The organism is Cecembia lonarensis LW9, from assembly GCF_000298295.1.
Classification (GTDB): domain Bacteria; phylum Bacteroidota; class Bacteroidia; order Cytophagales; family Cyclobacteriaceae; genus Cecembia; species Cecembia lonarensis.
Genome location: NZ_AMGM01000054.1, coordinates 1 through 22047 on the forward strand (window position 1 = coordinate 1; position 22047 = coordinate 22047).

A 22047-nucleotide genomic window follows, 5' to 3' on the forward strand; every position below is an offset into this window, starting at 1 on the left:
GGCTTCCGCGGTTGTCTTTTGCAGAAGGATCTTCAGAATGCTCAAATGCCAATTCGTTGAAGTCTGTTCCGGCCTCAGCCTCAGCCTTTAGTTTTTGAGCCATCCTAAACACAGCAATGGTATCTTCCCTACTTGCATTATTAGGAAACTGTAATAAAATATGGCTCGCCTTAACAACTTCTTTCATCCTATTATAAGCTTTCATCAGCTCTCCTTGCTGCAGGGAATTTTTGATCAGATAGGGCTGAATGAGATCTTCTCTAAATACCTCAAACTCCCTTCTAAATTCCTCTAAAGTATCCAATCCCATGTTTTCAGCTTCACGGACTTTCAGCTTATAATTGATAAAAAGTTGGAGATTTTCGTCAAAATCTTCAGGACTCAATTGGTTTTTCTCATCCTGGAATTGTCTGTTTTTTGATAATAGGTATAAAAATTCCTCAGCATATATGTCTTCATTGCCTATAGTCATTAAAGGAACCGCTTTTTCGACTGCAGTGTCCTCCTTTTTTACGGTGGTTTTTGGACTGCAAGATAAAGCAACCACCAATAGATAAAAGCAAATGAATTTTTTACTCATAGGAAAATACATACCGAAATGATACTGCAATGTTACAAATTTATACGAAAAAATTGGGGCAGTTTGGTTATTAACCCACAAGAATTAACAATTATTTGGAATTCAGTCCCTTGATTAAGCGACAAGTATTTTTAACTCCATTGGATTCAAATTCGATTTTATCCATTATTTTTTTTACCAACATGATGCCAAGTCCACCTTTTCGTTTGGTTTTAACCACTTCAGCGATTTCCGGTTCCTGATATTCCAAGAGATTAAAGCCTTTACCCATATCTGTGATTTCAAAAACAATCTCTTCTTCAGAAATCTGGGTACGCAGATTGATGTATGTCTCAGGATCACAGGAATGAGAGTGAATGATCATATTGGCACATACCTCTTCAACTGCCAGAATGAGCTGGTGAATGTCTATTTCGTTGAGGCCGGTTTGCCGAAGGGTGTTATGTAAAAAATCCCTTAAGGAAGCCAGTTGTTGGGTGTCACAATATAATTTTAAATCATTCATAGCATCGCTTCGAGCGCGTCTTGCTGAGTAGTCTTAATCGTAATTAACTTATCAAGGCCTAAGATGACAAATACCTGATGAACTTTTTCCAATAGCCCAAATATTACAATTTGAACATCTTTTTCTTGAAATTCTTCTAAATAGGACATGAATACACCCAAGCCCGCTGAGGAAATGTATTCCAACTGAGCACAATCAACCAATATTTTTTTTGCTCCTTTGTTCAGCATTTCCTGAATCGCTGCATCCAGGTCTACAGAATTGCTCGCATCAATTTCACCTTTAAGCTGCAGAACTATGTGGTCATTTTGATCGATATTTTCAATCTTAAGCATGTCAATATATACGCTTTTTCAATATTAATGTTTTCATTTGAATTTTACGACCATAAGAGAATAGTCGTCATCTGCAATGGTATTTTTACCGATAAACTTGTAGACTTCTTTGATAATGATGTCCTGTATTTGTTGGCTGTTCAAGCCCGCATGTTGTTGGACAACTTTTCTGAGCCTTTCATAACCAAATTCCTCTCCCCGATTATCTTTTGCTTCTACTATACCGTCGGTAATCAAAACCAATACATCGCCGGTATCAAAATGGAAAGTTTTCTCATGTACGTAGTTTTCATAAAGGTGGTTTCTCAAAATTCCTAAACCCATGCCATCAATACTCAGATAATCGGCTTCTTGTGTATGATGTTTATAAAATAAAGTGGGACAATGTCCTGCACGGCTGTAGGCAATGGTTTTGTTGACCGTGTCCAAAACATAATAGGAAGTCGTGATAAAGTGATTTTTTTCTAAACACTGACCCAGCGCATTGTTTGCTAAAACTATAAAATCCTTGGGCTTGGGATGCGTCTGCACCAAACTATGAAAGACCCCCTTCATCTGAGACATGTTGAATGCTGCCGAGGTGCCTTTTCCAGATACATCTCCTATAATCAAAGCAAATCTATGCTCATCCAATTGTTTGGTTTCATAATAATCTCCACCGACCTCATCAGCTGCTGCCGAAAATGCCGATATTTCAAAAGATTCATCATGATGAAGTTTGTCAGGTAAGAGGCTTTCCTGTACCCTTTGCGCAATTTCCAACTCCTCTTTGTACCTTTCATTTTTAATGGCTTCATTGAGTAGTCGGTAGTTTTCCACAGATATGCAGGCTTGCCCAACAAAAGTGGAAATGATGTTTACCATCTCTTTGTTAAATCCATCTTTAACCTCTTTTACCAAAACCAATCGGCCCATCAGCTTTTGGTTGATGTAGAGCGCCGTGACCAAAGCAGATTTATAGGTGTTATGGTTTATTTTAATCTGCACGGACTTGGAGTCATCTTCTCTCTTCTGTGTAGCATCCTGAGGATAGGCTGTTGATTGAACCAGTATATCCTTTAATTCTTTAAGTGTGTTTTTTTCAATGAATCTGAATTGTAAAACGCTAAGGTTATCCTCATCATCTAAAATTTCCAACCATCCTGCATCGGCATAAGACGCACTCATACTGGAGTCGATCAAAATGTCCAGCACCTGATTTTCATTTTCCCCAGGTTTTATGGATTGACTCAGTCTTTGAAAATTTATGGCTTCTATCAATTTTTGCTCAAACACCGAAGAGGTAGGTAAGTTGAATAGCGTGACTAAAAAACTGAAAAGAGAATAGATAAATACAAATATAAAAAGCCCTATTAGGAGAAGGTTGTCCGTGAGATTGACGGGAATTTGTTCCACATCACTGTAAGACAATACCTGAATGAATAAATACGAAGCAGATACCAGGATGATGGAGAAAAAAAGAATTGACTTCCATTTTTCTTTAAATGTCAGGTAAGGTATCCATTTCAAGTTGATAGACAGGGAAATGGAAAATACGGTAATAAAAACAAGGCCAAAAATAAAGCTGTAGTCCAATGTGTTTTGGTTAAAAAACACAAAAAACATGCTCACTAATAGGAGTATTTCAAATGCCTGCCATTGCTGAACTACCTTTTTTGACTTTTGATACAGAATGAGCCTTTTCCACAAAAGGGTACAAGAAATGAGGAATAAGCTTATCAAAGCAAAGTTGACATGATAAAAGAAATTTCTCATTAAGGGGTCATTGGCTAACGTGGAGTCTCCAAGTAAGCCGTAAAAACCACGTATCAGAAGTGAAATGGCCAATGCCAGCAAACCTGTTGATGCCCCTCTCCAAATAAGATTCAAAAACTCATTTCTCTCATTCCTCGTAATGGAGTAATTGAAGAAAAGATATACCATAATGAAAAAAGCAACCTGAAGGATGTAAGAAACCTCAGGAGCTACCCCTGATTCAATTTGATTCAACATTCCAAAGATCCTTGTAATATCTACAAAAAGCAGGGCAAGCCATGATAAGATGGCAATTAACAAACTTACTTTACCGATATTTGGGCTCAACAACTTGAACATAGACCTAAAGAACCACAATATTACCAAAACTAACTTAATTATTTCCGGCTTTTACCTAGGCCCATTCATCAAATAATGTTAAAATTTAATAAAAAAATGAAGTTATTATCCAGAACCTGTGCTGTTGTCTCATTTCTGATTTTTGCTTCCTGCACATCTGCTGATATCAATCGATTGCTTCAAAGCGCGAGTGGTCAAGCCCCATTGTCCCAGGCAGAAGTTTCACAAGGGTTAAAAGAAGCTTTAATTCAAGGCATCAGCAAAGGTGCAGACCAGGCTTCTCAGACGGATGGCTTTTTCAAAAATGAAATGATTAGAATTCTTTTACCGGAAGATGCCAGAAGAGTTGAAAGCACGCTTAGGCAAGTTGGCTTAGGGGCAGAGGTAGACCGGGCACTTTTGGCTATCAATAGGGGTGCTGAGCGGGCAGCCCAGGAAGCCAAGCCGATTTTTATTCAGGCCATAAGGCAAATGACCATACAGGATGCTTTCCAATTGCTAAGAGGGGATGAGGATGCAGCAACACAATTTTTAAGGCGAACCACCGAAGCACAACTGATCGATTTATTTCAGCCCAAAATCCAGGAATCACTCAATGAGGTGGGGGCAACCAGGTTTTATGGAGATATAGCCAGTTCCTATAATAACCTTCCTTTGGTAAACAGAAAAATAGATCCGGATTTAAATGCCTATGTTACCGAGCGGGCAATTGATGGGTTATTTCAGTTAATCGCTATAGAAGAAAAAAATATCAGGGAAAACCCATTGGAGCGGACATCTGCTTTGATGAGGAGGGTATTTGCTGCCCAAGATTAGAGAAAAACTACCTCTTCGATCACAGCATTACCAAATTGCTTTTCGATCAGGTTTAAGATTTTAGACCTGTTCATAGATAGCTCTTTCTTCAATGGACCTGATGAAATTTTAACAAATAGCTTTTTTTCTTTGACAAAGAGGGATTCTGTCCGCATGGCTACTGTCCTACCCATCATTTCAGGCCAGGCTTGAATCACTTTCCTTTCATCAAATTTGTCTTTTAACCTATAAGCTTTTAGCAATTCTTGAAATGCTTCCTGTAGTGGGGCGACATCTTTTTTTCTTCCAGTATGGTCCTTGTACTTGTTCATTATCCAAAGATAGTATTTAAACTTCGATAAAAAGTGCAGCAGCTATGGTATCTGCCAGTAATTTGCCCTTATCCGTGAGGACTATGTTTCCTGAATTCAGCCTTAACATTCCCTGTTTTTCAAGCTTATGGACTTCCTGTTCATCTAGCAGTACTCCAAAATCATTTTTCAATTTACCCATACTACAGCCCCAAATAGTTCTTAATGAGCTAAGGATATATTCATTGACCAAGTCTTGTTTTGATAGATTGTCAATTTGGTAAGGCGTCCCTCCTTTTTGAATCGCCCTATTGTATAAGGCGTTGTTGGCTATGTTATAACCTCTGCTTTTCCCATCAAAAGAATGGGCACTGGGTCCAATTCCCAAATAGGGAATGCCCATCCAATAGTTGGTGTTGTGGAGGGCAAACTTTCCTACTTTCCCAAAATTTGAAATTTCATATTGTACGTAACCTGACTCACTCATAGCTTTCTGCAGCATTTCGAATTGCGTTGCCTGAAATTCTTCTGATGCCTCTTTAAATTTGCCTTTTTTCAGCCAATTGCCCAAGGCAGTTTGAGGCTCAATAGTTAGGCCATAACTGCTGATGTGCCCCGGGTCTAAAAATAAAGCTCGCTGTAAGTCTTTTTCCCAGATGTTGTGATTGTCATAAGGAAAACCGTAAATAAGGTCAATGGATAACTTGTCAAATCCCGCACCTTTAGCAAGGTCTATGGCCTTCAAAGACTCTTGACTATTATGGGCACGGTTATAAAATTTTAAAACCTTATCATCAAAACTTTGAATACCTATACTCAACCTGTCAACCCCAAAAGATTTGAACGTTTTTAGTTTATCAATCTGTAAATCATCTGGATTGGCCTCCAATGTGAATTCTTTCAGGTCCAAGGCATAGTGTTGATGAATCGTGTTTACAATCGACTCCATTTCCTTTTCACTGAGCAAAGATGGTGTGCCTCCTCCAAGATAAATGGTTTGAACAGGTGTGGTCTGGGGTAAAAAGTTTTTTCTTTGCTCAAGTTCAATTTTTAGCATGCGAACCATTTCTTCTTTTCTCTGTAATTGGGTACTGAAGTGAAAATCACAATAATGGCAAGCTTGCTTGCAGAAAGGAATATGGATGTAGATACCGGACAAAATGATTAATTTTAGGCTCAAAGATACATTCAAACTGATTAGCAAGCATTGAAAATTAAGTCCATTTACTTTTTGACCCTGAGCTTTTTTGGCTTGATACCGGGATATGCACAAGAGGAGCGTATTCTGAAGTATGAAGTTAAAGGAGAGATTTTTAGAACAGGAGAGCTGGCTTACAGTGATTCTCTGCAATTAAACCAAAGCAAAAAACAGATTTTGGGTGAGCTTCATGAAATGGGTTATTTAAACCTGGCGTATAATTGGGAAAATAGGGAGGGGCAACCTGATATTTGGCAAATATATACTGGAGAAAAATTTGAATGGGTAGAAATTAGTAGGGGAAATGTAGACCCTGTGTTCTTGGTGAAGTCAGGCATTGACCTGAGACAGTACCAAAAACAAGCAGTGAATTATAGACAAGTGGCACTTTTGTTTGAAAAGCTACTCAATAATTCTGAGAATCAAGGTTATCCATTTGCTTCCATTGGTTTGGATTCTTTAATACGAAAAGGGAATGGCATTGCAGGAGCATTGGATTTGGAAATGGGTCCCTTTATTACTTTTGATACTTTGAAAATTACCGGTAATTCCAAAACTAAACCTGAATTCTTAGCTAATTTTCTCCAAATTAGGCCAGGAGAGGCTTTTTCACAAAGAAAGATCAATGACGGAGTCAGGCAGGTCAGGAACTTACCTTATTTAAGGTGGTCAGGTGAGCCTGAGATAAGTTTTCAGAATGAAGAAGCCACTTTGTATTTACCGGTGAATGATCGTAGCATCAATTCTATTGATGGGATAATAGGTTTTTTGCCTAATGAATTGCAAGGGGGAAGAATGTTGGTGACGGGACAGTTTGACCTGGCTTTGTTTAATGTGGCTGGAAGAGGTCGGAATTATGAATTGCATTGGCAAAGGTTTAATGAGTTTTCACAAAGCCTTCAGGTATCGGCACTGGAACCCTTGGTTTTGGGTTCGGCACTTGACATTAGGGCTTCATTTTTTCTGTTGAAGGAGGATACCACATTTTTAAATAGGGATTTTAGAATTGATTTTGGTTATAGGCTGGGAGCAAAAACCTATTTAAGTGTTTTTTCCAGGAGACAAGCTGGAGACCTTTTGGCGGTTTCCGGGTTATCCGAGGCCAAAAGGTTGCCTGATGTGGGGGATTTTCGGTTTAATAGTTATGGATTGGGCATTGAGCAGTCCTGGTTAGATGACAGGTTTTTTCCAAGAAGGGGAGGCTTGTTCAATTTGGAATTATCTGTTGGAAACAAAAGCATTCTGGTGAACACGGCCATTCCGGAAATATTGTACGAAGGGGTTGATTTAAGAACCCTTCAATATGACTTAAGGGGAAGTTTTGAAAAACACTTTTATTGGAATTCGAGGTGGGGTTTATTTTCTAGGCTGTCGGCGGGATGGATGGAAAACCCCAACCTTTTCGTCAATGACCTTTTCAGGTTGGGTGGTTTGAGGACAATTCGGGGGTTTAATGAAAACTTCTTTTTTGCCAATAATTTTATATTCCTAAATGTGGAGCCCAGGTTTTATTTTGATACCTACTCTTATTTTATGATTTTTGCAGATGTGGGAAGACTTGAAAATCGCGTCCAACAATTACCTGCAGATTTTCCTTATGCTTCGGGTATGGGATTTAGTCTTGAAACAGGGAGTGGAATATTTAATTTTATTTATGCTTTGGGTGGTTCAAATACACAGGATTTTGCTTTGAATTTGTCCAAAATTCATTTTGGTTACACGGGGAGGTTTTAATACATGAAAAAAAGTGCCTTGTTTTTGTTTCTTCTTTTCTTCCTGACCTTTCATGTGCAAGCACAGGTAATTGAAAACTATCAGTCTAGTATCGATTTCACAAAACCTCAAGGATTTTTCAATAAAATTGCCTCGGCAAAGGTGGATTTGGACATCCTTAATTTTCCCAATAGTGAATTCCGTTTTGAAATTCCCGGAGAAGCTTCAGTTTTTTTCGATGGAAGACTTTGGATGCTTACTGAGAAAGACACCAGCTTTACCATAAGTACCAAAGTAATTAAGGATAAGTATGCCGAAGGTACTAACAAAGTCAGACTGGAAGTTTTAGGCCCTCATATAAGCCCTGAAAATCTCAGGTTGTACAAAGGACTTTTCGAAGATGTTTCAGAACCAATGCTACCCTTCATAGCTTCGGATACAGTTTTTGAAAAAAGAGAGATTACAGCATTTGAAGATTTTTTTGTATTGGCATTGGTAATATTGATGTTGTTGTTTGCCATATTTAAAGTTGTCTTTCCAACGGTTTTACGTTTTGTTGTACAGCCAAAGACCATTTTTACTGCTGAAGATTTCTCCGATTCGGGAAGTATTCAAAAATTCTTTTCTTTGGATGTGTTGTTTTACCTTTTCATTGTCAACTTAGGCGTCTCATTATTCGGCATGTTGTTCTTTAAAATTTCAGGGTTAACCTTCTCTGTTTCTTTAGTGGAAAGTGATATTAACAGCTTATTTTTTATCTGGTTAATGTCAGCAATTGTTTTGGCCTTGGTTTCACTTTTTAAATTTTTGTTTCTAAAAGTATTGGTGTTTCTTTTTGATTTGAATAAATATGATCTTGCACACTTTTTTTATTTGCTAAGGATTATATCTATCAGTATGCTGCTTTTATTAGGTGTCAGTGTTTATTTTTATTTCAATCACAGGGAAATGCTCGAAATACTCCTGATTTATGGTGTTAAATCTTTTTTCTGGCTTTATTTAATGGGTGTTATGCTGATGTTTCTTATTATGGTAAATAGGGTTCCCTTTAAAAATTACCATTTATTTGCTTACATTTGCAGCGCAGAACTCATTCCATTTTTGATATTTGTGAAAGTGTTGACAGGGTGAGTTGATGCGTTTAGAGAAAGGATAAGATCAATATTATGAGTAAAGCTACAAAAGATAGACTTAATCCAGTTAGAAGTATATTGGTATCTCAGCCAAAGCCCAGTGATGAAAGGTCTCCATATTTTCAACTTGCTGAAAAATATAAATTAAAGATTGATTTCAGACCTTTTATCCAAGTGGAGCCGGTTTCTATAAAGGAATTCAGGAAACAGAAAATTGATATTCTTAAGCATACAGCGATCATATTTACCAGCAGAAATGCGATAGATCATTTTTTTACGATTTGTAAAGAGCTTAAAATTGAAATGCCTGCGGACATGAAGTATTTCTGTATTTCAGAGCAGACAGCGCATTACCTTCAGAAATATATAGTGATCAGGAAAAGAAAACTGTTTGTTGGCCAAAAGACAGCCTCAGACCTTTTTGATTATTTCAAGAAGCATAAATCAGAAAAATACCTTTTCCCATGTAGCGATATAAGGAAAGATGACATCCCTGAATACTTAGATAAAATGGGAATCTCTTACACGGAAGCAGTAATTTACCATACTGTAGCGGCGGACCTTTCTGATCTTCGGGATATCAAATATGATATTTTGGCGTTTTTCAGTCCATCAGGTATTAGATCTTTGAAGCATAATTTTCCTGATTTTGAACAAAACAATACCAGGATAGCTGCTTTTGGCCCCACAACTTCTAAGGAGGTTCTGGACCAAGGTCTAATTTTGGATATAGAAGCACCCATGCCCAATGCACCGAGTATGACAGGAGCATTGGAGTTGTACATTAAAAAGGCAAATAATTTGTGATCTTTTTAATCTTTTATGGAGATTTTCAGTTTAATTGTGTAGAATAAAAAATAATAACTACCAAAGGTCCAGTATGAAAGCGCTGAAATTCTCCGAAATAAAGCCCTTACTTATTTTTAGTTTACTGGTTTGGCTTTCATTTGGAGCCAAAGGTCAGCAGGATGCGCAGTTTACGCAATATATGAACAATGGCCTTTTTTATAACCCAGCATTTGCAGGGAAGGAGGCAGGTTATAATTTTTCAGCCCTACATCGCAGTCAGTGGTTAAATTATACAGGTACCAATGGTCCAGCTCCGATTACCCAGCTTTTGACAGCTTCCGCAAGACTGGATGATTATAATATAGGATTTGGGCTAACATTCGTGAATGACAACATTGGGCCCACAAACAGTCAGGAAGTCAATTTGTCTACTGCTTACCATAAGACCTTGGGTAGGGGTGTTTTAAGTATTGGAGCTTCAGGAGGTATATTTTCAAGTACTTTAAAATATGACGAATGGGTGGTTGTGAATCCGGATCCACGTATTCCATCTGCTGGCAGGGAAACCAGAATGAATTTTAATTTCGGTCTTGGCGCGATTTATGATAGAGGAAAATATTATGTAGGCTTTGGAAGCAGACATATTAATGAGCCTGGCTTTGATTTTGGTGATGGGGCGATTGACAACCAATTGATGAATCATTCCTATCTACTGGCAGGTTACAGAATTCGGACCTTTGCCCTCTGGACTTTTGAGCCAAGTTTTTTAATTAAATCTGTTTCCTTCAATAATTTCTCATATGATATCAGCGTTATAGCCACACACAATCAAAGGATCAGTGGAGGGTTGGCCTATCGGGGTGAAGAATCCGTTTCCTTATTATTCGGATATGGAATATTAAGAGATAATTCTCTCAGGTTAGGCTATGCGTTTGACTTGGTGTTTGGTGGTCTTGAAGCCAAGTCTCCAACTAGTCACGAGTTTATGTTGACTTACAATCTGCAACCGGTTTCCAGAGAATTTCAAAAAGCCATTCAGAGGACACCAAGATTTAGGTTCTAAAAAATTATCGAAATTTCTTGTCAAATTTGCTATTTTCTGAGATTTTACATTAAATTTCGAGATTATAAACAAGTGATTTACAGCAAAATTTTACATCACTTAATTCATGTAAAACATGTATAGATTAATGAATTTCAGAATTTTGTCCGTTTTAACTATCTTTTTTGTGTCCATTTTGCTTCAGGGTTGTGGACTTTTTGGCAAGAGAGGCTCTGCCAGTGAAAAAGAAAATCGGAGAGGGGAAGTTACAGGTGTTCCCAAGAGACAAATCTGGCAACAACCCTTGCCAGTTGACATGGTGGCCATCAAGGCCGGGACTTTTTGGATGGGACAGGCTGATGAAGACATAGGCTTCACGCAGTCTGCTTTCAACAAGCAGATTACTATCTCTGAATTTTTCATGGATAAGTATGAAGTATCCAATAATAAGTACAGGCAGTTCGTTGAAGCTGTACGCTTAGGTGAATACACCTATGGTACGCCTACTACGCTCAAAGAACCACCTGTTTTCAATTTGGACGAAGTATTGCCTGATACCACAGTTTGGTCAAGCAGCTTTACTTATCATTATGGTGACCCTTTGATGGAGTTCTATTTTGATCATCCAGCTTTTGACAACTACCCCGTGGTAGGTGTAAGTTGGGAGCAAGCCCAAATGTATGCAGAGTGGAGGACTTTTCATATGAATGCCAACGACAGGTCTGATTATGATTATCCAAGTTTTAGACTACCTACCGAAGCCGAATGGGAATATGCCGCCAAAGGTGGAAAGGAAGTTGCTAAGTATCCTTGGGGTGGTCCTTACTTAAAAAACCGAAGAGGTTGTTTGATGGCCAATTTCAAACCGGGGAGGGGTAACTATATCGATGATGGATTCGCTTACACAGCGCCCGTTGATGTTTTTGCACCTAATGGTTTTGGTCTTTACAACATGTCCGGTAACGTGGCAGAATGGGTTCAGGATGCCTACAGTCCTGTATCCAGTTCTCTAACCTGGGATCTAGATCCAAAGTACGATGATCCAAACGAAAGAAGGAAAGTTGTAAGAGGAGGATCTTGGAAAGACATCGCACATTATTTGGAAACAAGTACCAGAACTTATGAATACCAGGATGTAAAAACAGCCCATATCGGTTTTAGAACTGTTGTGACTTTCCTGGGAAGATCCGGATCAATGGACGTAAACAACAACAGAAGGAGAAGAAGATAATCAGCCCTAGTCAATACATATCAAATATCACTTAATCATCTATTCAAAATGGCAAACAAAAATTCTTTTAAGCACAAATTTTATGGCAGTGTCATGCCAAAAATCTACGGTATTGGTGCATCCGTAGTAATTCTAGGAGCGATGTTCAAAATTCTTGACTGGCCTTTTGCCAGCTTGATGATTGGCGTTGGCCTTACCACAGAAGCAGCGATATTTTTCTTATCAGCTTTTGAACCTAAACAAGAGGAAATAGACTGGTCAAAGGTTTATCCTGAATTGGCCAGTGAAGAACCTGCGCCAACAAAAGAAAAAGCAGCTAAAGGTGCTGGGTTAACCCAGAAACTCGATGAAATGATGGAAAATGCCAAAATAGGACCTGAACTTTTTGAAAGTCTTAGTAAAGGCATGACCAACCTGGCTAGTTCCGCTGAGAAAATGGGCAAGCTGTCAGATGCTGCCGTAGCTACCAATGAGTACGCAGAAAATGTAAAATCGGCTTCCAAAACCTTGGTTGATATCAATCAATCATATGGTAAAACGGCCACTGCCCTCGTGGAGCTTTCTTCAGCCTCTACAGATGCTAAGCAATATCATGCACAGGTTGTAGAAGTTACCAAAAACTTATCTGCGTTAAACAATGTGTACGAAATGGAGCTGATCGATGCGCAAAACCACATGAAGACATTGAATAAATTTTACTCTAATGTGGCTAATGCGATGGAGGGACTTGCTGAAGCAGGTAAAGAAACAGATGCTTTCAAAACTGAATTGGCAAAATTGAATCAAAACGTAAGTTCTCTTAATAAAATCTATGGCGGTATGTTAACAGCCATGAAAGGTTAAGCCCTGATGTATTTTATGTTTAATCTTTTATCAAGTTAAGATATGGCTGGCGGAAAAGAGACACCAAGACAACGGATGATCGGAATGATGTACCTTGTACTGACAGCATTGCTGGCATTACAGGTAAGTAATCAGATCCTCCAAAAGTTTGTATTGCTGAATGATGGCCTGGAAAGGACTTCCAAAAATTTTATCAGCAAAAATGAATTCACTGTTTCATCTATTGCAAATACAGTTGAACAGCAAGGTAATAACGAAAGGGATGTTCCCAAGGTAGCCGCTGCTCAGGAAGTGAGAAAAACTACGGCAGAGGTATTTACCTACCTTGAGAGTTTGAAGCAGGAATTGATCACTGCATCAGATGCAGTTAATGAGCAGGGTCAGTTTAGAAACTCTGCTTTGAAAAATGTGGATATCCCTGGAAATATTTTTAATAATAACCGAAAGGGTTTTGAAATGCAGGATAGGCTAAATGAGTATCCTCAGCAAATTTCAGCTATCCTTAAAGGTGTGGGTATTGAGCTTAGTTTCCAAGACATAGCTAAAGATGCGAAAGACATTGAGATCTTTAAAAATGATCCCGATGTTAGAAATAAAAGTTTTGTTAATTTGAACTTTGTCAAGTCTCCGGTCGGAGCAGTAATGGCCCTTATCTCCCAATATCAAAATGAGGTTTTGAATATTGAGTCAGAGGCCTTATCGGCTATCACTGGTTCGATTGGTACTTTCTACTTCAAATCTGATGTCTTTAAGGCAAGTATAGCGGCTAACTCCAACGTAGTTGCTGCGGGCACAAAATTTGAAGCTAATCTATTCGTGGCTTCCTCATCTTCATCTTCTGCTCCCAAAATGACGGTTGACGGAAGGGAAGTTCCAGTTGTGGATGGATTCGGAGAAATCAGTTTCACCGTACCACCTGCCGGTCAATATGATGACAGAGGATTGGCAAGAAGGGTTCTAAGGGGTGAAATCGTGGTAAATATTGCTGGAGTAGATTCTACATTGGCTGTTGATTACGAATACTTTGTAGCTCAACCGGTCATCAGGGTAACCTCTGAAGTAGTTAATCAGCTTTATGCAGATTGTGCCAACGACCTCAGCATTGATGTGCCAGCGCTTGGCAATGCTTATGCGCCTGACTTTACCATCTCTAACGGTAGCCTTATCAAAGGACAAAGAGCTGGTCAGGTGACTGTCATTCCTGGAAATGCTGGAAAAGTTACCATTGGAGTCAGCAGTGGAGGCAATAAAATCGGAGATGTAACGTATGATATTAGACCGGTACCTGATCCAACCATCCGATTGTTTGATGGTAGAGGACCAATCGACCTAAGTCAAGCGTATCCATCACCGGGCCCATCTACATTTATTGTAGAGGCTGTTCCTGAATCCAATTTCGGAAGAACCATGGCCAGAGATGCTAACTTTGAGGTTACAGGTGGTGAGGTAATCCTGTTGAGGAATGAAGTTCCTCGTGAAAGAGTAAATATAACTGGAAAGAATGTTGCCATAAGAAACCTTTTGGCGGCAGCAAGGCCAGGCGATGGTATAGTGGTTAGGGTAACAGAAGTGACTAGGACTAATTTCCAACAAAGGAGAATTAGAAATACACTTTCTTCGCCTGAGATCATTAGACTACAGCTTAGATAATCGGATTTAGGTTAGTCTTTATCCAAAATTAAAATGTTATGAAAGCAAGAAATTATTTTGTCTTAAGCCTGGCTTTTATTGGATTGATGCTGGGAACAGATGTTTTTGGCCAAGTTGCCACAAGTGTAAATCCAAACAATGCTGGAGACAGACGCTTTAAAGTAGACACTACCTTCTCCGTATTACCCATCAGAGAAGATGACATCATGTTTCAGGTAAGTGTTTGGCGAAGAATTGATCTGAGGGAGAAGTACAATCATCCTTTGTATGGTTCTGGTGATACCAAAAATAATGGTATTGTCAATAATATTTACAAAGCCATTGTAGAAGAGAATGCGTTGGAAGTTTTTGCTGATGAACAATTCACGCAACCCTTATCCATCGCCGAGTTTCAGAATAATTTCTGGATAGCAGCCAATGGGGACAGTATCTTTGTAAAGCAATTGTATTACCTTGATTTTAAGGAAGATTTCCTGTTTGACCGTCATCATTCTCAGATTAAATTTGACGTCAAATACTTGGAATTGGTGATGCCATCTCCGACCAATGCCAATGCAGGTCAAAAGACAATAGGCTTTATCAGGTATAAGGATTTCTACAATTACTTCAAGAACCACCCTGAAGCGAAATGGCTGAACTTTCAGAATGATTCTAAAAGTTTGACCTATGACCAAGCTTTTGATTTGAGGTTGTTTAGGTCAGTAGTTAGAAAGTATACCAATGCAGATGATGCATTGATTGCTGATATGGTTAATCCTGAACATCCAAACCCGGATCTTGTTGCATTTTTAAATTCTTTGGAGTTTGAATATAAACTCTTGGATATGGAAAACTCCCTTTGGGAATGGTAATAAAAAAGGCGGGTAATTTACCCGCCTTTTTGGTTTTCTAACCAGACCAATAGTTTTTCTGCCTTTGATTTTCCAATTATCTCTTCAATTTCTTTCGCTTCGGCGCTTTTGATTTTTTTAAATGATTTAAAATGCTTCAAAAGTCTTTCTGCTGTGTTTTCCCCTATACCATTTACCTCTGTCAACTGTGTGCCTAATGCTTTTTTACTTCGAATATTCCTATGGAAGGTTATGGCAAAACGGTGGGCTTCATCCCGGATTCTTTGCAACAATCTTAAAGATTCCGATTTTTTATCAATATGAAGAGGGTATTGGTCACCAGGGAAGTATATTTCTTCCAGGCGTTTGGCAATACCTATAATCGGGACCTTACCATAAATCTCAAGTTCCTTAAGTGCTTCAACCGCTGAAGAAAGCTGACCTTTGCCCCCATCAATGACAATTAACTTTGGCAAAGGCATTTCATCTTCTATCAACCTTTTATATCTCCTTCCCACTACCTCTGTCATGCTTGCAAAATCATTTGGTCCATCCACTGTTTTGATGTGATAATGCCTGTATTCTTTAACAGCAGGTTTCCCATTTAGAAAGCAGACCATACTGGCAACAGGATTGCTTCCCTGTATATTGGAATTATCAAAACATTCAATATGGTCTGGTATTTCCTGCAGGGAGAGGTCTGCTTGAAGCTGTTTCAATACCCTGAATTTTTTGTCTTTAACTTCCCCTGAAGCCAATAATTTTTCTTGTTTATAGTATTTGGCATTTTTCAGGGATAATTCTATGAGGTGCTTTTTATCTCCAATTTTGGGGACATGGATGTTTAGGCCTTCATAGTTTTCTTCCAAATCCACATTGATGATAATTTCTTCTGCATCGCTATTGAATTGGTCTCTCAGTCTGACGATTGCTGTTAGTAATAAATCTCCTTCAGATTCATCCAGTCGTTTTTTAAGCTCGACCGTTTTTGTAATGATGATGGCTCCATTTTTTACTTTCAGGTAATTGACATAGGAATTCTTTTCATCTGATACTATGGCAAAGACATCCAGGTCCTTAATGCTTGGGTTGACCACCATAGATTTGGATTGGAATTTTTCTAAAAGATCTAATTTCTCTTTGAAATATTGTGCCCTTTCAAATGCCAATGTTTCAGCTGCTTTTTGCATCTGATTTTTGAAATAACCTTTGGCAATACCCAAATTACCCTTAAGAATGTGCTTGGCCTGTTCGATGTCTTCCAAGTACTCTGACTCTTTTTGTTTGCCTTCACATGGACCAAGGCAATTTCCAATATGGTATTCCAAGCAAACCTTGTACTTGTCTTCTTGGATTTTTTGAGGACTTAGATCCAACTTACAGGTTCGGATGGTGAATATGTTTCTGATAAGTTCTAAAACATTGTTCATGGCCTTTACGGATGCAAAGGGACCAAAATAAGTGCCTTTATGAGGAATTAATCTTCTGGTTGGGTATATCTGAGGGAAATGTTCTTTGGTTAAAACCAAATAGGGATAGGTCTTGTCATCTTTGAGTAAGATGTTGTACTTGGGTTGTGTTTTTTTGATCAGGTTGTTTTCCAACAGCAAAGCATCAAATTCGGAATTCACCAAGGTAATCTCTATCCGGTCAATTTCCCTTACCATCCTCTTTGTTTTGTGGTTGATGCCTTTACCTTTAACGAAATAAGAGGCAACCCTTTTTTTAAGACTTTTGGCTTTTCCAACGTAAATCAAGTCTTTTTCAGCATTGAAAAACTTATATACTCCCGGTTGGTCCGGTAGGGTATTGTAGTCATTGATGCTATAAGATGGTACAAGCATATTGTAAAATTAATAAAGATTGCCCAATGATTAAGGTGCGCATGGCATCAAAAGCAGACTCACTTCATATAGGTTCTAAAACCAAAAGACCCATCAGTGGGTCTTTTTGGTTTAGAGTAAATTTTATTTAGAAATCATTTTTTCTTGGATCGAAGTCAAAATCAGTAAATCTACTGCTGCTCTTCTCATATTGATTACAATCTATTTCTATGCTCAATGGTCTTTCGGGTCTTTGGAATGGTCCTTTGGTATAGCCCAAAGTAGGATCGGCATATACTTTGGTCATGTATTTAACCCAAATGGGTCTTGCAGTCTGTCCCCCCTGACCACTTACCCAGCTCCTGAAGTGGATGGCCCTGTCATCACCTCCTACCCATGCTCCTGAAACCAGGTCTTTAGTCATCCCCATGTACCAGCCGTCTGATGCATTTTGAGTAGTTCCGGTTTTTCCCCCTAATTCATTGCCTTCATCTCTGAGAGACCATGGAACGCCCTGACTGGTGCCACCGGTTTCTTCAAACCCGCCTTTCATCATATGTAACATCAGGTAAGCATGTTCCTCACTCATAGCAGGGCGCTTTTTAGGAGTAAATTGTTGAAGTACATTTCCAAATTTATCCTCAATCCGGTCGATATAAAACGGCGTAATATGTTCTCCTTTGTTGACAAATGTGCCCATGGCTCCGACCATTTCAAAAACGGACACATCGCTTGTTCCGAGGGCCAGGGCCGGTACTTCCTCTAAATCACTGGTAACCCCTAATCTATGGGCAGTTTCCACTACTACTTTCGGACCTAGTTTTTTCATCATGAAAGCCGTTACAGAGTTGACCGACTGGGCCATAGCACGCCTAATGGTCATTTTTTCATAAGAAAATTTACCATCGGCATTTTTAGGAGTCCAAGCAGGTTGTCCCGGAATGTTGATTTCTACAGGTTGATCAATTACAGAATAGCAAGGGCTATAACCATTTTCAATAGCAGCTGCATATACAAATGGCTTAAATGTAGATCCAGGTTGTCTTTTGGCCTGCCTTACGTGGTCGAATTTGAAATATTTATAGTTAATACCTCCCACCCAGGCCTTGATATGACCTGTATGGGGATCCATTGACATAAATCCAGACTGCAAATGTTTCTTAAAATGTCGCAGAGAATCCATCGTACTCATCAAGGTATCCACTTCTCCTTCTGTCCAGGAGAAGATCCTCATTTTTTTCTTTTCATTTAGCTTGATGTCGATGGAGTCACTGTTGGCCCCGTACCTTCTCACCAAGTTTCTATAAGCTTCTGTTCTTTTCACTTGGTTTTCCAAGAAGTTAGGAATTACCCTTCCATTTTCATCGATCCAGGGATCTCTGTTACCCATTTCTCTTTCAAATTTCTTCTGCAGTTCACGCATGTGCTCGTCCATGGCTTCCTCTGCATAGCGCTGCAACCTACTGTCTATCGTGGTAAATATTCTTAGCCCATCTCCAAATAAATCGTAGGATGTACCGTCAGGCTTGAGGTTTTCTTTCGTCCATTTCAGCAGATCACCTTTGAGAACTTCCCTAAAATAGGTAGCCATACCTTGGTTTTGATTTTCAACCCTGTAATCCAATTCAATAGGCATGGCCATCAGTGAATCCATTTCTTCTTTGCTGATATACCCATATTTGGCCATTTGTGCCAAAACGGTATTTCTCCTTCGGAGAGAATTGTCAGGATTAAAAACAGGGCTGTAATAAGTGGGTGCTTTGAAAAGACCTACCAAGACGGCAGCTTCCTGCAATTCAAGCTCATTTGGATTTTTATTGAAGAATGTTTTTGCTGCAGTTTTTATACCATAGGCATTGCTTCCAAATTCCGAAGTGTTCAAATACAATGTCAGAATTTCATCTTTGGTATAGGACCTTTCAAGCTTGGTTGCTACAATCCATTCTTTGGTTTTAATGATCAGCATTCTCAGTCCAGGAACACGACTTAGAGCTCCCTGTGATTCCAGGTTTCTGGTTTTGAAAAGGTTTTTGGCAGTTTGCTGGCTAAGGGTACTTCCTCCACCTGCCCCTTGCCGAAGGATCAGGGATTTAAAAAATACACGACCCATGCTTTGCAGATCAATGCCGGAATGTTTTTCAAAGCGTACATCTTCAGTGGCGATCAATGCATTGACCAGATTAGGTGAAAGTTCATTGAAAGTAACGGGACTTCGATTTTCCCGGAAATAGCTTCCAAGTAGTACTCCGTCGGCTGAAAAAAGTTCTGAGGCTTCTTCAGTCCGTGGATTCTCTAAGGCTTTGAAGTCTGGAAGTTCTCCAAATAAACCCAGGAAGTTGACACTTACTGCCCAAACAAACAGGACAAAGCCTATCATGCCGGCGGCAAAAACCAACCAAATTAACTTTATGATTTTACTGGTCATTATAAATTTTGTAAGTATAGGCTAGGTTATTGATACACCCTTTTATAGAATTGGCGGTACTCATTAAGGTTTTTACGTCTATTAAGCTCCTGAAAGTTTTCAATTGATATCAGGAAACTTTTTTCTTTGTCTTCTTTTTCTAAGGATTGGGAGTTGAAATTACCCATGAATTTATTCCTATAGTCCAGTGCCTTTTCAGCATTGCTGAAAGGGCTTACTATAAAAATCACTTCTTCTCGATTTAGGTTCATATTTCCAGTTCGAAGTCTGGCATTTGGGAAATTTTGAAGGTGGAAAGATTCCAGGTCCGCCAGAAGATTTTTTGATTCTCTGGCTTTTTCCGGGTCCAAAGCGATGACAAATATATGGGTTTGATTAGGATTTTCACGGTAGGGTAAATCATCTACTTCTTCCAAAGCTTCCCCATCTTCTTCTGCTATTTCTGAGCCCGCCTCATCGAGGCTCTTTTCCTCTGTCAGGTCTGACTCATTTTCTTCCACTTCTCCCGTCAAAGCTAACAGCATATTTCTTGCCAATTTTTCCAATGGCTCCTCTTCAGTGGTCTGAATATAATTTTCAAGTCTACTTCTATATCTCTCTTTATCATCTATCTTTCCCGAGACCATAATGTCGAGCAATAGTAACCTGTCTGTATTTTTGGTAAGTGGATAATTTTCCAGGGTTTGACGTATGGTAGTCCTGGCCTCAAGGTATTGTCCAGCATAATATTGCTCATAGGCCTCTTTGTACAATTGTGATGAGGCTAAGAATGCTTGGTTTCCTTTTATGGCATCAGGGTTATTGACTGAAAATGTAAAAGGTGAGTCAGGAAACTCCCGATTCAGTCTTTGGGCAAAGAGCTCAGCGTTGCCATTGATTTCCTGATTGGCTAGGAAAAGAATGTAGTATGCTTCCGCTTTTTTATTTGAATTAGGATAGGTAGTGATTAAACTTTCCAGATAATCTATGCTCATTTGGAATTCTTTAAAATCAAAGAAAAGTAATTTCCCCAGTTCAAAATAGGAAGACTCCAAACCTTGTTTCAGCCTTGTTATAGCTTCTTCGCTTCTGGGTATTTGCGCCAAAAGGCTTTCTTTATCAGGCAATTGCCCTATGATACTTTCCGGTTCTTGTTCTGATGGTTCTGAGGTTTCATCTGTAGCCGAAGGAGTATCCGCTCTACTTGAGCCTCCAAAACCCTGCACATTTCTTCGCCAATCATCTTCTAAAGGTCTGGTCCCCCAGTTTCTATAAAAATCTATGGACCCTCTTTGCATGGCAACAGCGTTGTCAAAATAGAATGACTCACCTGTTCCTCTTCCTCCAAAGGCAAGCAGGTTATCGAAAATGCTGCTGGATCTTTCTTTTGATTTTGCCTCTGCTTCTTTCAATAGGCGGTCCTCTTCCTGCCGGATAAACATTTCAGCAATCAATTCCTGCTCTTCTTCACTCATTTGTGAAAGCCTGATCAAGCTGTCATTTCTGCTGATGGTTTCATAATGTAATACGTAATTATCGAAATTGCCTTTCTTTTCATTAATCTCTGGATAGATAGCATCATTTGGTCTGATGTAGCTTAGGGCTGAATCCAGGTAGTATTTGGTCGCCCTAAAGTCCCTTTTAATGTCAAAACTGATTTCTGCGAGCCTTTGATAGATATATCCTTTTTGTACCGGATTTCTACTTTCTTCTTTAGCTGCCCGGATCAAAAGATTCTCAGCAGCATCAATATCCTCCTGCTTCAGTTCAAATAAGGCTTTTTCATAAAGGATGACATCCCTCAAGTCTTTGTTTTTACTGTCTTTATACAAATCATCATAGTAAGTTCTTACCCTTTTTAGGTCTTTGCTTTTATTGAGTTCTGCCACCTGCTGTGCAAAAAGTAGTGCGAAAAAGCTTCTTTCATAAGGAGGGTTGCCTTTAAGGGCTTCATTATAGTAAGAATAAGCCAAAGCATCCAAACCTTCCCTTTGATACAGTTGGGCAAGAATAAAGTTGATACGTGACTTCTCTTTTTTATCTTTGGTTAGGGCTAAGGCCCGGTCCAAGGCGCCGATTTTTCCGTTGATTTCTCCACGTAAATCGTAATAGTAAGCCAAGTTTTTGTAAAGTATAAAACGATTTTCCTTGCTGATGCCACTTTCTTTGGATAAGTAGTCAATTACGAAGGCAGCATCATCAAATTTTCTCAGGTCTGTGAATTGGCGCATCAATTGAATTAGACTTCGGTGCCGAATTCTTTTTTTTCTGCTATTGACATTCAAATACCTAAAAGTATTGGAAGATTCATCAAAATTTGCCTCATAATAATCTGACATACCCAAGAGGAAATAGGCATCATCTACCCATTTTGAAATTCGGTGCCATTCTATAGCTTTTGATGAAAAGTCACGTACATCGGCAAGGAGTTCAGCATTTTGCTCTATGATGGCACTGTCTATAGGAAAAAAAATGGGTAGTACTTGGGTATAATCTTCTTTATGTTCCCTTTCAATCAATGCTTCAAGTTCTTTGATATTATTCTGAGCATACCAAAGTGCATTATACCTGGAGGTTGTGTTGTGGAACATCCTATTGGTAAAAGTGTTTTTCTCAGAGGAACAGGCTGAGAAAAGTGTTGAAAGTATGATAATTATGATTAGAAAAACTCCACGCATCTTAGCTAGTTTGACAAAGTCACAAATTACTGGTTTTGTATCAATTTATTAAACGCTATCGTTTATTATTATATTTTTGAGGTTCAAAAAAAC

18 protein-coding genes are annotated in these 22047 nt (G+C 38.9%); 9 read left to right on the top strand and 9 right to left on the bottom strand.

Annotation, left to right across the window (positions count from 1 at the left end):
* The 4 genes from B879_RS14705 to B879_RS14720 all read right to left on the bottom strand — a co-directional run.
* Positions 1 to 580 (bottom strand): peptidylprolyl isomerase (locus tag B879_RS14705; protein ID WP_202949643.1); only part of this gene is annotated, 580 nt, incomplete at its 3' end.
* A gap of 91 nt (positions 581 to 671) precedes the next feature.
* Positions 672 to 1085, bottom strand: coding sequence for an ATP-binding protein (locus B879_RS14710; RefSeq protein ID WP_009185992.1), 414 nt, complete (start codon positions 1083 to 1085; stop codon positions 672 to 674).
* Positions 1082 to 1420 (bottom strand): STAS domain-containing protein, encoded by a 339-nt coding sequence (locus tag B879_RS14715; protein WP_009185993.1) that lies wholly within the window; start codon positions 1418 to 1420, stop codon positions 1082 to 1084. Before B879_RS14715 ends, B879_RS14710 begins: the two co-directional genes overlap by 4 nt.
* 33 nt (positions 1421 to 1453) lie before the next feature.
* Positions 1454 to 3514, bottom strand: a complete 2061-nt coding sequence (locus B879_RS14720) for a SpoIIE family protein phosphatase (protein WP_009185994.1) — start codon at positions 3512 to 3514, stop codon at positions 1454 to 1456.
* A 96-nt stretch (positions 3515 to 3610) separates the two neighbouring features.
* Between B879_RS14720 and B879_RS14725 the strand changes: the two genes are divergently transcribed.
* Positions 3611 to 4330, top strand: a complete 720-nt coding sequence (locus tag B879_RS14725; protein WP_009185995.1) for a DUF4197 domain-containing protein — start codon at positions 3611 to 3613, stop codon at positions 4328 to 4330.
* On the opposite strand, the gene B879_RS14730 is transcribed toward B879_RS14725, so the two are convergent.
* Both B879_RS14730 and hemW read right to left on the bottom strand, forming a co-directional pair.
* On the bottom strand, positions 4327 to 4641 hold the full coding sequence (locus B879_RS14730) for a DciA family protein (RefSeq protein WP_009185996.1): 315 nt from the start codon (positions 4639 to 4641) through the stop codon (positions 4327 to 4329). The two genes, B879_RS14725 and B879_RS14730, sit on opposite strands and share 4 nt — an antisense overlap.
* 16 nt (positions 4642 to 4657) lie before the next feature.
* On the bottom strand, positions 4658 to 5779 hold the full coding sequence (gene hemW / locus B879_RS14735) for a radical SAM family heme chaperone HemW (RefSeq protein WP_040400829.1): 1122 nt from the start codon (positions 5777 to 5779) through the stop codon (positions 4658 to 4660).
* 48 nt (positions 5780 to 5827) lie between these two features.
* Between hemW and B879_RS14740 the strand changes: the two genes are divergently transcribed.
* The 8 genes from B879_RS14740 (at position 5828) to porN (ending at position 15070) form a co-directional block, all read left to right on the top strand.
* Positions 5828 to 7552, top strand: coding sequence for a POTRA domain-containing protein (locus tag B879_RS14740; protein WP_157231638.1), 1725 nt, complete (start codon positions 5828 to 5830; stop codon positions 7550 to 7552).
* Between the two features lie 3 nt (positions 7553 to 7555).
* Entirely contained in the window at positions 7556 to 8662 is a 1107-nt protein-coding gene (locus B879_RS14745; RefSeq protein ID WP_009185999.1) for a DUF4271 domain-containing protein, read from the top strand.
* Between the two features lie 35 nt (positions 8663 to 8697).
* The gene (locus B879_RS14750) at positions 8698 to 9471 is read left to right on the top strand and encodes a uroporphyrinogen-III synthase (RefSeq protein WP_009186000.1); all 774 of its coding nucleotides are present in this window, start codon (positions 8698 to 8700) and stop codon (positions 9469 to 9471) included.
* A 73-nt stretch (positions 9472 to 9544) separates the two neighbouring features.
* Positions 9545 to 10516, top strand: a complete 972-nt coding sequence (locus B879_RS14755) for a PorP/SprF family type IX secretion system membrane protein (RefSeq protein WP_009186001.1) — start codon at positions 9545 to 9547, stop codon at positions 10514 to 10516.
* Between the two features lie 115 nt (positions 10517 to 10631).
* Complete coding sequence (gene porK / locus B879_RS14760; RefSeq protein WP_009186002.1) at positions 10632 to 11726, top strand: T9SS ring complex lipoprotein PorK/GldK; 1095 nt, start codon at positions 10632 to 10634, stop codon at positions 11724 to 11726.
* Positions 11727 to 11774: 48 nt separating this feature from the next.
* Positions 11775 to 12569 carry a type IX secretion system motor protein PorL/GldL gene (porL, locus tag B879_RS14765; RefSeq protein ID WP_009186003.1) on the top strand — a complete coding sequence of 265 codons (795 nt, stop codon included), beginning with the start codon at positions 11775 to 11777 and terminating at the stop codon, positions 12567 to 12569.
* A 42-nt stretch (positions 12570 to 12611) separates the two neighbouring features.
* A complete protein-coding gene (porM, locus tag B879_RS14770; protein ID WP_009186004.1) occupies positions 12612 to 14219 on the top strand; it encodes a type IX secretion system motor protein PorM/GldM in 1608 nt (535 codons plus the stop codon).
* 38 nt (positions 14220 to 14257) lie between these two features.
* Entirely contained in the window at positions 14258 to 15070 is an 813-nt protein-coding gene (gene porN / locus B879_RS14775) for a type IX secretion system ring subunit PorN/GldN (RefSeq protein ID WP_009186005.1), read from the top strand.
* 17 nt (positions 15071 to 15087) lie between these two features.
* Here porN and uvrC read toward each other — a convergent pair whose 3' ends face one another.
* The 3 genes from uvrC to porW all read right to left on the bottom strand — a co-directional run bounded on the left by uvrC (position 15088) and on the right by porW (position 21954).
* Positions 15088 to 16893: an excinuclease ABC subunit UvrC gene (gene uvrC, locus B879_RS14780; protein ID WP_009186006.1), complete on the bottom strand. Its 1806-nt coding sequence runs from the start codon at positions 16891 to 16893 to the stop codon at positions 15088 to 15090.
* A gap of 127 nt (positions 16894 to 17020) precedes the next feature.
* Entirely contained in the window at positions 17021 to 19297 is a 2277-nt protein-coding gene (locus tag B879_RS14785) for a penicillin-binding protein 1A (protein WP_009186007.1), read from the bottom strand.
* Between the two features lie 26 nt (positions 19298 to 19323).
* Positions 19324 to 21954, bottom strand: a complete 2631-nt coding sequence (gene porW, locus B879_RS14790; RefSeq protein WP_009186008.1) for a type IX secretion system periplasmic lipoprotein PorW/SprE — start codon at positions 21952 to 21954, stop codon at positions 19324 to 19326.
* Positions 21955 to 22047: the final 93 nt, after the last annotated feature.